The 14,101-nt window shown below is 48.8% G+C and carries 11 protein-coding genes and 2 tRNA genes; 9 read left to right on the top strand and 4 right to left on the bottom strand.

From position 1 onward, the window contains the following. Positions 1-67: 67 nt before the first annotated feature. A complete protein-coding gene (locus U9S71_RS11205; RefSeq protein ID WP_326327533.1) occupies positions 68-250 on the top strand; it encodes a hypothetical protein in 183 nt (60 codons plus the stop codon). Further along, positions 201-1,724: a recombinase family protein gene (locus U9S71_RS11200; RefSeq protein WP_326327532.1), complete on the top strand. Its 1,524-nt coding sequence runs from the start codon at positions 201-203 to the stop codon at positions 1,722-1,724. The genes U9S71_RS11205 and U9S71_RS11200 overlap by 50 nt, the downstream gene beginning before the upstream one ends. Here U9S71_RS11200 and U9S71_RS11195 read toward each other — a convergent pair. Next, positions 1,715-1,799 (bottom strand) — tRNA-Ser (locus tag U9S71_RS11195). The genes U9S71_RS11200 and U9S71_RS11195 overlap by 10 nt on opposite strands. A 161-nt stretch (positions 1,800-1,960) precedes the next feature. Here U9S71_RS11195 and gldG point away from each other — a divergent pair. The 7 genes from gldG to U9S71_RS11160 all read left to right on the top strand — a co-directional run bounded on the left by gldG (position 1,961) and on the right by U9S71_RS11160 (position 10,760). Then, positions 1,961-4,357: a gliding motility-associated ABC transporter substrate-binding protein GldG gene (gene gldG, locus U9S71_RS11190; protein ID WP_326327531.1), complete on the top strand. Its 2,397-nt coding sequence runs from the start codon at positions 1,961-1,963 to the stop codon at positions 4,355-4,357. A 46-nt stretch (positions 4,358-4,403) separates the two neighbouring features. Continuing rightward, positions 4,404-4,480, top strand: a tRNA-Arg gene (locus tag U9S71_RS11185). Positions 4,481-4,564: 84 nt separating this feature from the next. Next, positions 4,565-5,572, top strand: coding sequence for an NAD(P)H-dependent glycerol-3-phosphate dehydrogenase (locus U9S71_RS11180; RefSeq protein ID WP_326327530.1), 1,008 nt, complete (start codon positions 4,565-4,567; stop codon positions 5,570-5,572). Positions 5,573-5,579: 7 nt separating this feature from the next. Continuing rightward, positions 5,580-7,295 carry a gamma-glutamyltransferase gene (gene ggt / locus U9S71_RS11175; protein WP_326327528.1) on the top strand — a complete coding sequence of 572 codons (1,716 nt, stop codon included), beginning with the start codon at positions 5,580-5,582 and terminating at the stop codon, positions 7,293-7,295. Between the two features lie 18 nt (positions 7,296-7,313). Then, a complete protein-coding gene (hemF, locus tag U9S71_RS11170) occupies positions 7,314-8,213 on the top strand; it encodes an oxygen-dependent coproporphyrinogen oxidase (RefSeq protein WP_326327527.1) in 900 nt (299 codons plus the stop codon). A gap of 23 nt (positions 8,214-8,236) precedes the next feature. Further along, positions 8,237-9,484 (top strand): M16 family metallopeptidase, encoded by a 1,248-nt coding sequence (locus U9S71_RS11165; RefSeq protein ID WP_326327525.1) that lies wholly within the window; start codon positions 8,237-8,239, stop codon positions 9,482-9,484. Beyond that, positions 9,474-10,760 (top strand): M16 family metallopeptidase, encoded by a 1,287-nt coding sequence (locus U9S71_RS11160; RefSeq protein WP_326327524.1) that lies wholly within the window; start codon positions 9,474-9,476, stop codon positions 10,758-10,760. Before U9S71_RS11165 ends, U9S71_RS11160 begins: the two co-directional genes overlap by 11 nt. A 74-nt stretch (positions 10,761-10,834) precedes the next feature. Here U9S71_RS11160 and U9S71_RS11155 read toward each other — a convergent pair whose 3' ends face one another. From U9S71_RS11155 to U9S71_RS11145, 3 genes are all read right to left on the bottom strand, one after another. Further along, positions 10,835-12,115: an anthranilate synthase component I family protein gene (locus tag U9S71_RS11155; RefSeq protein ID WP_326327523.1), complete on the bottom strand. Its 1,281-nt coding sequence runs from the start codon at positions 12,113-12,115 to the stop codon at positions 10,835-10,837. 7 nt (positions 12,116-12,122) lie between these two features. Continuing rightward, positions 12,123-13,397 carry an adenylosuccinate synthase gene (locus tag U9S71_RS11150; RefSeq protein WP_326327521.1) on the bottom strand — a complete coding sequence of 425 codons (1,275 nt, stop codon included), beginning with the start codon at positions 13,395-13,397 and terminating at the stop codon, positions 12,123-12,125. A 152-nt stretch (positions 13,398-13,549) separates the two neighbouring features. Then, positions 13,550-14,056, bottom strand: coding sequence for a Fur family transcriptional regulator (locus U9S71_RS11145; protein WP_326327808.1), 507 nt, complete (start codon positions 14,054-14,056; stop codon positions 13,550-13,552). Positions 14,057-14,101 lie beyond the last annotated feature (45 nt).

Genomic DNA, 14,101 nt, shown 5'->3' with positions numbered 1-14,101 from the left:
TCCCTGTAATTTCAAAAATGAAACTGAAAAGCAGTTTCATTTTATATGAACGTAAAGTGAGTCAGCTATGAATAGTAAAGAAATTACTGAACTGGAAAAAAATATGTTGAAAATAGAAGAACAAAGAGAGCGGGAAAAAGAGGAAAAATTAGTAGATTTAATCATTGAGATGATTGTGTCATCCACATTAAAGGAATACTATGAAACACGCCATCAGGTACCTCAGGTTCAGCCAACTCGGACAAAGTAACGGTTCCATTGAAAGACAAGAGCTTTATACTGACCAATGGCTGAAGTTTAATGATGTAAAATTGGTAGATACTTTTATAGACCGGGGCAAAAGTGCTCGAACCTTTGACCGCCCAGACTTTATCAAACTGAAGGAATTCATTCTGAAACATCATAAAACGGTCGATTACCTATTGGTTGATCAGCTTGATCGTTTCAGTCGCGAAGCAGGCGAAGCGATGAGTATGGTAAAGCTTCTGCAAAAGAAATACAATATACAGATTGTAAGTGTGACAGAAGGGATAACTTTTGATTATGATACCCCCGGCAGTTTCTTTCGTGCGGGCTTACAACTTTTGCTTGCGGAAGAGGATAATATAAATCGAAGCATTAAAGTAAAAGGAGGAATCTATACTGCAAAAGCTAAAGAGGGTAGGTATGTATACAAAAATGCTCCGTTTGGATATAGAAAAGAAGGAGAACGGAAAGAAAGGCGATTAGTAGTAGAAGAAACCGAAGCTAAAATTGTGCGTTTCATATACGATGCCTATCTGAGAGATACACCATTATATATGATAAAGGAGCAAGCTCGGCAATTAGGTTTTATAACCAAAGGTAATATGGCTATTGAACGAGTACTCAAAAATCCCACGTATGCTGGTTTGTTAAAGGTGGAATCCTATAAAGGTAATGCTGGAGGATTGTTTGATGGCATCCACGAAGCTATCATTGATAAGGCTACATGGATGATGGTGCAAGAGAAAATAAAACGGCCAGAAAAGAAGCGGGCAATTTTAGACGATGAAATACCCTTACGTGGGGTGTTAAAGTGCCATTGCGGAAATCCTTTGACCGGTGCTCCTTCAAGAGGGAAATCCGGTAAATATTTCTATTATTATAAATGCAGGCATTCGAAGCACAACAACATAAGTGCGATTAAAGCCCACAAACAATTTTTAGATGCCTGTGAATTGATGAGCCTCCCTATATCAAAGGTTAAAAAGATTAGGATTGCAAGTAGAGCGTCTATTGACAAAGAAATGGAAAATAACCGCAAGAAGGCGATAGGAAAAAATAAAATATTGCAGGAAGTAGAGGAGAAGTTATTTTCTGTTGAGGAGAAATGGATAAAAAATGAAATCAACAAAGAAACTTATGACCGTTGGTATTCAATTTATAATAATGAGGTACTGAACCTGAAAGCTTCAATAGAACGTTTACAAGATGATCAGAGTCGTGCGTTTATGATACTGGAAGATAGATTAGACCTATTGACTGATATGCGTCATGTTTATGCCCAATCCGATACGCTCCAAAAACGGGAATTTGTGAATAGGGTGTTCGACAGCAATTTATACTATGAAGATGGCATTTATCGAACACCTACTATGCTGAATATATTAGCACATAACCATATGGAAATGAAAGAAAAAGGACTTTTAATTTACGAAAAAAAAGAGGGACTTCATGATGAAATCCCTCTTAGCGGAGAGTGAGGGATTCGAACCCCCGGACCTTTGACAGTCAACGGTTTTCAAGACCGCCGCATTCGACCACTCTGCCAACTCTCCGCCGCAAAAGTACGAACTCTCGCACATTTTGCAAATTCAATTATGCTTTTTTTAGCAATGACAACATTATCAGGAGAATATAAATTGTGGGGCTGGTTTACCACACCTGTTTGCGATGTCGCCTCCTTTTCCTATTTTCGAACCATCAAAAATCAAATGGTTTGCGCAGCATCTATATAAAAGAAATCACTGCTTTTTTCAACTCCTTAACCGGCTACCTCGCCATCGGGCTGTTCCTGTTGGCGACCGGATTGCTGCTGTGGGTGTTTCCGGATACCAGTGTTTTGGCGCATGGTTATGCCTCGCTTGATAGTTTCTTCCAATTGAGCCCATACCTCTTCATGTTCTTCATCCCGGCCATCACCATGCGGAGCATCGCGGGCGAAAGAAGTGATGGGACTTGGCAACTGCTGCTAACCCGGCCGGTAAGCATGCACCACATCCTTTTGGGTAAATTCCTAGGCAGTCTTACCATTGTGTTGTTGGCGCTGATACCGACCACGGTCTACTACTTAACCATCTACCAGCTTGCTACGCCGGTGGGCAACGTCGACACCGGCGCAATCGTCGGGTCTTACATCGGCCTCACCCTGTTGGGTGCTGCCTTCTCTGCAGTGGGTGTTTTCGCGTCAGCGCTCAATAAAAACGTTATCGTGGCGTTTCTGGTGGCTTTGTTCGGTTGCTTTTTACTTTTTTATGGATTCGAATCGGCAAGTGGGCTAACGGCTTTTTCAAACATGGCTTACGGCATTGCATCGCTGGGTATTCAGTCCCATTTTGATGCCATCAGTCGGGGAGTACTCGATAGCCGCGACCTCGTTTATTTTTTCAGCGTAATATTCGTTTTTCTGGCAGCGGCTTATGCTTGGCTCTTGCGCGATCGATGGGCCGTGAAGGCTATGATGACACGTATCGTGATGATGGTATCCGGCATCATCGTTATCAATCTATTTGCCGCATGGTTTTTCGGGCGGATAGACCTTACGGCCGACAAACGGTTTACACTTTCGCCCATTTCTATTAAAACGATTAAAGAGCTCCGGGCGCCACTTCACGTCACTGTACTGCTGGATGGCGATCTGCCCGCGGGCTTTGAACGGCTGAAACGCGCGGCCATCGATATGTTACACGATATGAAGCGATATGCTCCCGGCATGTTGAGCTTTAGCGTCGTCGACCCCCTGACTGGCAACACGCAACAACAGCGCGAAAACACTGACGCGCTCGCCCAACATGGCGTCATGCCTACTAACTTGAATGTACGTACAGATGCCGGATTTTCGCAACAGCTGGTATATCCGGCGGCACTCGTAACCGTTGACGATACCGATATCCCGGTCAGCCTGCTGCAAAACCGGATGAACCAATCGCACGAAGCGGCGTTGAACAATTCCATCCAAAACCTGGAGTATGCCTTGGTTTCTGCCATCCGCAAGGCGGCAGGCGGCGGAAGACCGCTTATTGGCTTTACCGAGGGCCACGGTGAGCCGGATAACCTAAAGCTATACGATGCCATCCAAAGCTTGATGAGTAGCTATCAGGTGGGTTTTGTCAATTTAGATAGCATCACCATAGGAGGGCTTAACAGATTGGGGGCGCTCATCATCGCTAAGCCCACAAAACCGTTTTCGGAGACGGAGAAATACAAAATCAACCACTACGTGATGGGAGGGGGGAGCGTGATTTGGGCCATCGACCAGTTGGATGCCCACTTGGATAGTTTGCGATCAGACGGGCAACAAACGGCCGTGGCGCGACACCTCCAGCTCGATGACCTGTTGTTTACGTACGGGATACGGTTTAACTACGACCTCATTGCCGATCTGAACAGTGCCCAAATACCGCTTACCATGGGCGGCACGGCGAACCAAACGCCGATTGAATTGGCGCATTGGCCGTTATACCCTGTTTTTGTGCCAAATGATGACCAGCCAATTGTAAAAAACCTCGATGGGATACGCAGTGAATTTGCAGGCACGCTAGACACCATTGCCGTACCGGGAATAGATAAAACCATACTGCTCGCTTCTTCACCTTTTTCGCGGGTACTGCCTGTGCCCGCCACATTTTCATTGCAGATGGCGGCCATGCAGCCGGATCCGGAGTCATTTGGGAACCAACGGTATACAGTGGCAACCTTGTTAGAGGGCGAATTCCCGTCCGTGTTCGCCGATCGGCCGGTGCCCGCGGGCATTCCCGAAGGAATGGCGACACCGCGACGGGGAAAGCCTGCCAAGATGATCGCCATTGCCGATGGCGATGTGTTTAGTGGACAAGTTAATCCTACGGATGGATCGCCTTATCCGCTCGGATGGGATCGGTATACCGAACAGCAGTATGGCAATAAGACATTCCTCTTGAATGCGGTTGATTACCTTACCGACGACGGCGCCATCATCGACTTGCGGGCGAAAGAACTGAAATTACGCCTGTTGAATGGTGTGAAGGTACAGGAAGAGCGGGTGCTTTGGCAGTGGATCAATGTGGCGCTGCCGTGCATAATATTGCTGCTGGTGGCTATAGGCCAACATCAGATGCGTAAGCGGAAGTATTTATAGTTTATATATTCTACAATTTTAACTAGATTTGCAGCGGAAATTGGATGCGCCAATAGCTCAGCTGGATAGAGCAACGGTTTTCTAAACCGTCGGTCTCAGGTTCGAATCCTGATTGGCGTACCACCGAGCCTCTTGATGTTGAATTGAGGGGCTTTTTTGTTAACGGTTGGCGGTATAAGTAGTCGCTCGCACGTATAGTAGGAGCTTATGGTAGCTGAAAAACAATCCGTTGGTGTGATAGGAAGTGGGAGCTGGGCAACCGCGATGGTGAAGATGCTAGGCGATAACGATGTGGACAAATCGGTCTATTGGTGGGTCCGCAACACACAAACGGCCGACTATATCCGTAATTATAAACACAATCCGAATTACCTAAGCGCGGTAACCGTTAAAATCCCCAAACGTCATATCCACGTCGATGCGCGCGCGGTCGCTGAGCATGCCGATATTTTGATACTGAATACGCCAGCAGCGTTTCTAAAGGATGCCTTGCGCGACATTCCGCCAGCGATGCTTAAAAATAAGATTATCGTCTCGGCCATCAAAGGCATCGTGCCCGATGAAAACCAGATCGTGGGCGACTATCTCCAAGAACAACTCCACATACCGATCGATAACATCGTTGTGATCGGTGGTCCCTGCCATGCGGAAGAAGTATCGCTCGAAAAGCTTTCGTACCTTACTGTCGCCTCACAAAACACCGATGCCGCAAAATCTGTTGCCGCATTGATCGGTACCCGTTACATCAAAACCAATGTTTCTGACGACATCTACGGTACGGAATACGCCGCTGTGCTCAAGAATATCTATGCCGTGGCGGGGGGCATATGCCGTGGCGTCGGGTTCGGCGATAATTTCCAGGCCGTATTGGTGTCTAATGCCTTGCGTGAAATGGCGTACTTCGTAAACACGGTCCATCCCATAACCCGCGATATTAAGGAGTCGGTGTATTTGGGCGATTTATTGGTAACGGCGTATTCTCAATTCAGCCGGAATCGTACCTTTGGAAACATGATTGGCAAAGGGTATTCTGTCAAATCCGCCCAATTGGAAATGAATATGGTCGCTGAGGGCTATTACGCTGCTAATTGCATCGAACAGATTTGCCGCAAACACGCTATTGAGCTACCTATTTGCCATGCGGTATACCGGGTGTTGTATGAGCAACAGCAACCTGTAATCGAAATGAAAACGTTGGCCGACAAATTAACTTGATTAAACCATGAGGTATACACTAACCGAGAACACGACTTGGATCCGTACCCTGATCACCGCCTTTGTATGCGTCGCGCTCCTATCATGCAGTGCGCCTGAAGGCGGAACGCAACCCCCATCATACGAGCATGCCGCGGTGGTGACGGCACATCCAGAAGCATCCGCTGTAGGCTTACAGGTGTTGAAAGATGGCGGAAACGCCGTGGATGCGGCGGTAGCTGTGCAGTTTGCACTGGCTGTGGTGTACCCAAATGCGGGCAACATCGGCGGCGGTGGCTTTATGGTTTACAGAAGCGCCGACGGAGAGTTTGCCTCGCTTGATTTTCGCGAAGCAGCACCAAAGGCGGCAACGACCGATATGTACCTCGACGACGAAGGTAATCCGATTGTTGACCTCAGCTTACGTGGTCAGCTGGCTTCGGGGGTGCCCGGCTCCGTCGACGGGATGGTGAAAGCGCATGACCGTTATGGAGAACTGGACTGGGCTACCTTGCTGCAGCCGGCTATCCGGTTGGCCGAACAGGGGTTTGCCATTACAGAAATGCAAGCGGACGAGCTCAACCGCAGGAAGGAAAACTTTGAAAAATACAACCCCGAAGGTACTGCTTTTATAAAAGCCGCCAAATGGACGGCGGGCGACACGTTGATGCAGCCCGAGTTGGCCCATACGCTAACGCTGATTAGCGAGCAGGGGCGGGCTGGTTTTTACGAGGGTGAAACAGCAGACCACATCGTGGCAGAAATGGCCGCCGGCAACGGCATTATCAGTCACGACGACCTGAAAGATTACGAAGCAAAGTGGCGCGATCCGGTAACTTCAACGTATAGGGGGTACCGGGTGGTGTCTATGCCTCCGCCATCCAGTGGCGGCATTGCGCTGATATCCATGTTGAAGTCGGTAGAGGGCTATCCGCTCTCGCAGTGGGGGTTTCAGCGTGACTCAACCATGCGCGTAATGATTGAGGCCGAACGCCGTGTATATGCCGACCGCGCGACCCATTTGGGCGACCCCGATTATTATGATGTGCCACGGGAAATGCTCATAGACTCGGCCTATAACGCCGATCGTATGCGTAATCTGAATTTTCGGCATGCCTCCTTTAGCAGTGATATCTATGCGGGCGAAATACCACGGATGGAAAGCGAGGAAACCACCCATTTTTCCATTGTGGATGAAGATGGTAACGCCGTAGCGATTACAACGACCATCAACGGCTCATACGGTTCGCAGGTGGTCGTGGCAGGGGCTGGTTTTTTGTTGAACAACGAAATGGATGACTTCTCGGTGAAGCCGGGGGCGCCCAACATGTTTGGATTAACAGGCGGCGAAGCCAATGCCATCGAACCCGGCAAACGGATGCTGAGCTCCATGACACCAACCATCGTCGAGAAGGATGGCCAGTTGTTCATGGTGGTGGGAACCCCGGGTGGTTCCACGATTATGACTTCGGTATTCCAAACCATATTGAATGTGGTAGATTTCGGAATGGATATGCAAGAAGCAGTGTCGGCACCGAGGTTCCATCACCAATGGTTGCCCGCTGAAGTGGCCGTAGAAAAAGCGGCAATCAGTAAGTCGGTGCGCCATTCGCTGACAACGACGGGCTATAAGCTGGTTAATAGACGGGCTATTGGCCGTGTAGACGCCATTCTCGTGCTACCGGATGGCACGTTGCAGGGTGGGGCGGATCCCCGTGGCGATGATGTGGCCGTAGGTTATTAAAGATGAGGTGCGACAGATATGGATAAGCAACAGATAGCAGCGCGATATCAAACCATACAGGATGAGATATGCAGCGGATTGGAAGCATTGGATGGGGGAGCCACCTTTGCTGAAGAATTGTGGCAGCGTGATGGCGGTGGCGGCGGCCGTACCCGTATCATCCAACACGGAAACGTGATCGAGCGTGGTGGCGTAAATTTTTCTGCTGTACACGGCGTGTTGCCCGAACCGGTGAAGAAGGCATTTAAGGTAGATGATGACCAGTTTTTTGCCACAGGTGTGTCCATTGTTATCCATCCAAAGAACCCCTTCGTGCCGATCATCCATATGAATATCCGGTATTTCGAATTGAATGATAATGTACGCTGGTTTGGGGGCGGGATAGACCTGACACCGCATTATGTGCAATTGGATGATGCCTCCTTCTTCCATCGATCGCTGAAAACGGTGTGCGACCGGTACAGCCCGACTTTCTATCCGGAGTTCAAGGCTCATGCCGACCGCTATTTCTACATCAAACATCGCCGGGAGACCCGCGGTGTAGGCGGTGTTTTCTACGATAGACTCACCCCCGAAAAGACAGGGGTACCGTTGTCGGATATTTTTGAGTTTTCGTGTGCCCTTGGCAACACATTTGTTCCCATTTACTCGGAACTGGTAAACAGGAACCGCTATAAAACATTTACCGAACAACAACAACAATGGCAACACCTAAGACGGGGGCGATATGTAGAATTCAATCTCGTATATGATGCGGGCACGAAGTTCGGACTGGAAACAAATGGCCGTATCGAATCCATCTTGATGAGTTTGCCACCGCATGCACAATGGGCGTACGACTTCGTGCCGGCGCCGGATAGTGAGGAGGCCTTTACCCTTTCCATGCTTAAGCAGGGCGTGGATTGGTTGGCACATTGACAACGTATTATATCACATAGCGAATGGTTTCTTTCAATCGATTTACGCTGGCCAACGGCTTGCGCGTATTAGTACATCAGGATAATGCTACGCCCATGGCTGTAGTGAATATGCTATATGATGTAGGTGCCCGTGATGAAAACCCCGAGCAAACGGGGTTCGCGCATCTGTTCGAACACTTGATGTTCGGCGGGTCGGTGAATATCCCACATTTCGACGGACCGTCACAAGCGGCAGGGGCACAGAACAATGCATTTACCAGCAACGATATCACCAATTACTATATTACGCTGCCTGCAGCGAACCTAGAAACCGCTTTTTGGTTAGAAAGCGACCGGATGCTATCGCTCGCATTCAGTGAGAAAAGCCTCGATGTGCAACGGAATGTGGTATGTGAGGAATTTAAACAACGTTACCTCGACCAACCTTACGGCGATGTTTGGCTGCGGCTACGGCCCATGGCCTACGAAGTTCATCCCTATCGGTGGGCGACCATCGGAAAAAAACTCAGCCACATCGAAGAAGCGAAAATGGACGATGTAAAAGCGTTCTTTGCGAGGCATTACACGCCGGCAAACGCTTACCTGGTAGTTGCCGGGAATGTCGAAACCGAGACTGTAAAGGCACTCGCCGAGAAATGGTTCGGTGACATCCCCGCGGGCCAAAAGCCCCTGCGCCATCTTCCGCCGGAACCTGCACAGTTAGAAGCTCGCCGCGAGGTCGTACATGCTGACGTGCCACAAAATGCAATATATATCGCATTCCACAGTCCTGCGCGTAACGATGCGGCCTATTATGCTGTTGATCTGATTACGGATTTACTTTCGCAAGGGCCTTCGTCTCGGCTTTACCGCCGGTTGGTGAAGGAAAATGAACTGTTTAGTGACATCAACGCATACCAAATGGGGAGTATAGATCCCGGCTTGGTGGTGGTGGAAGGAAAACCCCTGCCGAATGTTTCCGTAGAGCAAGCTGAAGAGGCAATCTGGGAACAGCTGGAGCAACTTTGCGCGGACTCGATTGAACCTTACGAGTTGAAGAAGGTAAAAAACAAAATCGAGTCGACCATGGTCTTCGCAGAGATGGCGCTATTAGAGAAGGCCATGAACTTAGCCTATTTTGAGCTGCTGGGCGATGCGGACCGATTTAACCATGAAACGGATCGGTACCTTGCGGTTACTGCCGCAGACATCCAACAGCAGGCCAAAAAACTATTTAGGAAAGAAAACTCATCTACCCTGATCTATTTATCCAATGCACATGCTCAATAGAACAATAGCTCCCGGACATTTCCCTACAACACGGTTTGATCTCATTAAACCTCAGCACGTGACCTTCTCAAATGGTTTACAGGCTTTCTTTTTTGATGCGGGTGAACAGGAACTGGTACGGATTGAGTGGATTACAGGAAATGTATTCACGGCGGAAAATCGAGCGTTGTTGAATACGTGTGTGTGTGATATGCTATTGGAAGGTACGACTGCCCATAGCAGCGCGCAGCTTGCCGAGCATGTCGATTTCCATGGTGCTTTCCTGGTACCGTCGTTTGGATACGACCACTCGTCGCTGACCTTGTTTTCACTCAATAAACACCTGCCCACATTGCTGCCGCTGGTACAGGAGGTGCTAACCGGTTCGATTTTCCCTGATAACGAATTGTCGACCTATATTCGCAACAGCGCCCAAAAACTGCAAGTTTCCCTGAAGAAGAACAGCTTCGTGGCCCGACGGCAGTTCAACCGTTCGGTATTTGGAGAAAGCCGTTACGGATATACACCAGACCTGATTGATTATAAACATATTAACCGTGATGATTTACGGTCACTATTTAGGAAGCAATATCAGCCGGTAAACGGCACCTTGATCGTGTCTGGTAAGGTGACAGATGAGGTAATCCGTATGTTGGAGCGGCTCTTCGGCGAGGGGTGGCAAAACGCAGCGGAAGGTATAGCACCCAATGTGTCGCCTGCCTTCGTGCCGGTTTCGACGAAGGCGCCGATCGTGGTAGAGCGCGCCGATGCGTTACAATCAGCGATTAGGCTTGGTGGCCCCAGCATCCAACGGTCGCACCTTGATTTTCCGGGTTTGCAAGTGGTCAACACCCTGCTTGGTGGCTATTTTGGTTCGCGGTTGATGGCCAACATACGTGAAGATAAAGGTTATACCTATAACATTGGCTCCGGCTTAGCATCGCTCAAACATGGGGCGTTCTTTACCATCGCGTCAGAAGTTGGCGTGGATGTAACCGAAGCCACTTTGGTAGAAATTCAAAGAGAGGTCCGGCGATTGCGTGAGGAGCCGGTGCCGGCAGCGGAATTGGCACTGGTACGCAACTACATGATGGGCGCCATGCTCGGGAGCCTAGAGAATGTTTTTTCACATGCCGACAAGTTCAAGAATGCATATTTCTCGGGCCTGGGATTGGATTATTACAGCTATTATACCGATGTGGTGAATTCAATTACGCAAGAAGAAGTGCAGCGTCTCGCAAACGCCTATCTGGATTACGACAAGATGGTAAAGGTGGTTGTAGGGAAACTTAGTTAATTGTCAATGGTCAATTGTTAATTGAATTGACCGCTAACAATTAAAAAACGGCTGACAGAATTAACAACTGACCATTAAGAATTACTCTTAAGCACCTCAAATAAGGCCTTTCCCTTTAGCAGGCACTCGTTGTATTCTCTTTCGGGATCGGCGTTGTCGGTAATAGCCCCGCCGGTATGGAATGATAAGTAGCCATTTTCGGCGTTGTATAAAAGCGTGCGGATAACCACGCTGAAGTCGTAGTTGCCCTGGGGACTGAAATAACCTAGCGCTCCTGAATACACGCCCCTGCGACTGTTTTCATGCCGGTCAATCAACTTCATCGCACTGATTTTGGGTGCGCCTGTCATGGAACCCGGAGGAAAGGTGTTCTGCAACGTCTCAACCATTCCCACATGGGGTCGTATTTCGCAGGTAACGGTAGAAATGAGCTGATGCACCTGCTTAAAGCTGTGGATTTTCAACAGTTGCTCGGCCCGTACCGTACCTGGCGATGCGCTCCGCGTAAGGTCATTGCGCACCAGATCGACAATCATGATGTTCTCACTGATTTCTTTCGGATTGGAGGCTAAAGCGACCTTAATTCGCTCATCCTCGATGGCGTCTTTGCCCCGTGGCGCAGTGCCTTTTATCGGTTGGGATAGTAGCCTATTGCCATTTTTAGACAAGAAGCGCTCTGGCGAGGCCGAGAGGATATAGTTGTGGCCGAATTTGAAAAAACATGAAAAAGGCGTGGGCGAAATCTCGTTGAGCCGGCGGTATGCCGCAAGCGGATTGAGCTGTGCATTTTCGGCATAAAATTCCTGGCAGAGGTTTACTTCATAGGCATCCCCCTGGCGGATGTGGCGTTGCAAATCGTTAAATGCGGCAAAATATGCCGATTTGTTCATGCGATATTTTAACCGCCCTTCAAACCCCGGCGATTCCTCAACCGGCTGGGTGGAGTGGATTTGATCGACGATACGCTGTGGGTCGCGACCTTTGATTTCCGCATTGAACTGTCCGATGAGCAGCGTATATTCCGGCACGAAAAAATAGGCATCTGGAAATCTTGTCCGGTTTGGGTGACGCGATTCGAGGTCCTCCAGTTCATTTTTTAGATCATACCCCAAATATCCCGGGACCCATGTGTTCGGATAGCCATCGAGAAACTGCTGCAACGCCCCGAATGTGTTTTCGCCATCAGACACGAAAGATGCATGAGCTCCTACGGCGAGAAACACATTGATGTTTCCATGGTTATCGCGGTAGCCATTGGAGTCGAGGTAGCAAACATGTTCAAATTGCGCTGCCCATTGCAGCGCTTTTTGGATAAATGTCTCACTATCGTCCAGGTGGCACGCTAAAGATACCATGGTAGTGTTAGCTCAATACCAGCGTCTGTTTACGATCGGGACCGACAGAGAGGTACCGGATCGGAACCCCGAGGTGGCGCTCTAAATACGCGATATAATCTTGGAGCGTTTGTGGTATTTGGCTGGTTTCCGTAATCGGACAGAGGTCTTCATTCCAGCCCGGTAATGCTTCGTACACCGGCTCGGGCGGTACACTGATGATATCGTAGGGCATGTAATCAATTTTTTTGCCATTTTGAATGTAATGGGTACAAACGTGTATGGTGTCGAATCCACTCAACACGTCGGCTTTGGTCATCACCAACTCGGTCACCCCATTGAGCATGATGGCGTATTTGAGTGCCGGAAGGTCAATCCACCCTGTACGCCGTGCTCGCCCGGTGGTAGCACCGAACTCATGGCCCAATTGACGGAGTTTTTCGCCGGTCTCATCTTCAAGTTCAGTAGGGAACGGACCGCCGCCTACCCGCGTACAGTAGGCTTTGAAAATGCCAATGACTCCGCCAATCTTCGCAGGCGAAATACCCAGGCCGGTACAGGCACCGGCTGTTGTGGTGTTGGAAGAGGTGACAAAAGGGTAGGAGCCGAAATCGATATCCAACAGCGTGCCTTGCGCGCCTTCCGCGAGGATGCTTTTCCCGTCGTTGAGGTATTGGTTTACCAAATGCTCGCTATCAACATGCGGAATGGTCTTGAGGAATTCAATGGCTTCCAAGAAGGCCTGCTCGCGCTCGCTGAAGTCGGGGATATCGCCATAATGGGATAGGATGGATTTATGTTTTTCAACCAAGCGTTGATAACGGTCCATAAAATCAGGCAGGGTGGTGTCGCCTACGCGTAAACCATTCCGCCCCGTTTTATCCATGTACGTCGGACCAATACCTTTAAGGGTGGAGCCGATTTTGCCAGCGCCCATTTTACTTTCTGATGCGGCATCAAGCAATTGATGAGTAGGCAAAATGAGGTGCGCCTTGCGGGCTACGACCAACGTGCCGGCTGCTACCGGATCGAAGCCATTATTCTTGAGGGCGTCCAGTTCCCTCTTCAGGATAATCGGGTCGATAACTACCCCGTTGCCAATGAGGTTGAGGGTGCCCGTATTGAAAACGCCCGAAGGGATGGTATTCAATACATATTTTTGGTTGTCAAATTCCAGGGTATGCCCGGCGTTCGGACCGCCTTGGAAGCGGGCAATCATGTCGTATTTCGGACAAAGTACATCCACAATCTTGCCTTTTCCCTCGTCGCCCCATTGCAGGCCTAGAAGCACATCAACTCGCATAGTTTTATCAGCGTTGAAAAATTAAAAATATTAACGAATGAAATCGGGGCAAATCTAACATTATTTTGAAACTATAACCCCTTTAAATCGAAAAGGGATATGCCGTGCCATAACGGCGCGCCTATTGGATGGGGTAGCGTCATTACAGGTGCTCAATTGGAGGTCACCAATTCATTTCTGTTTACCGTAGTTGCCGATGGGTCAGTGGCTTTTTTTTCCGAACAGTCGCTACAGACGCCATATAGATTCAGTGAATGGTGTTTGATTTCGAATTTCAGGAGCTCGCCCACCAAGCTTTGTATTTGGTGGATGCGTGGGTCGCAAAACTCCACAACCTTACCACATTCGATACAGATAATGTGGTCGTGCTGCTTGTATCCATAAGATTTCTCGAATTGGGCCATGTTTTTGCCAAATTGGTGTTTGGTCACCAAATCGCAAGAAACCAGGAGTTCCAGTGTATTGTATACCGTGGCCCGGCTTACGCGGTACTTTTTATTTTTCATGTGGATATACAGCGATTCCACATCAAAATGGTCGTTTCTGGAGTAAATCTCTTCAAGAATAGCGTAGCGCTCGGGCGTTTTGCGCAGCCCTTTGTTTTCCAAGTACGCCTCGAAAATTTTTTTTACCGTTTGATAGTTTTCCGTTTGAGTCATCATCCGAAAGTTAATGGTACAAATTTACACAATATCGTCCTCATA

Origin of the sequence: Parapedobacter flavus, from assembly GCF_035818675.1 — a bacterium.
GTDB lineage: Bacteria > Bacteroidota > Bacteroidia > Sphingobacteriales > Sphingobacteriaceae > Parapedobacter > Parapedobacter flavus.
This window is presented reverse-complemented; position numbering and strand designations above follow the sequence as displayed.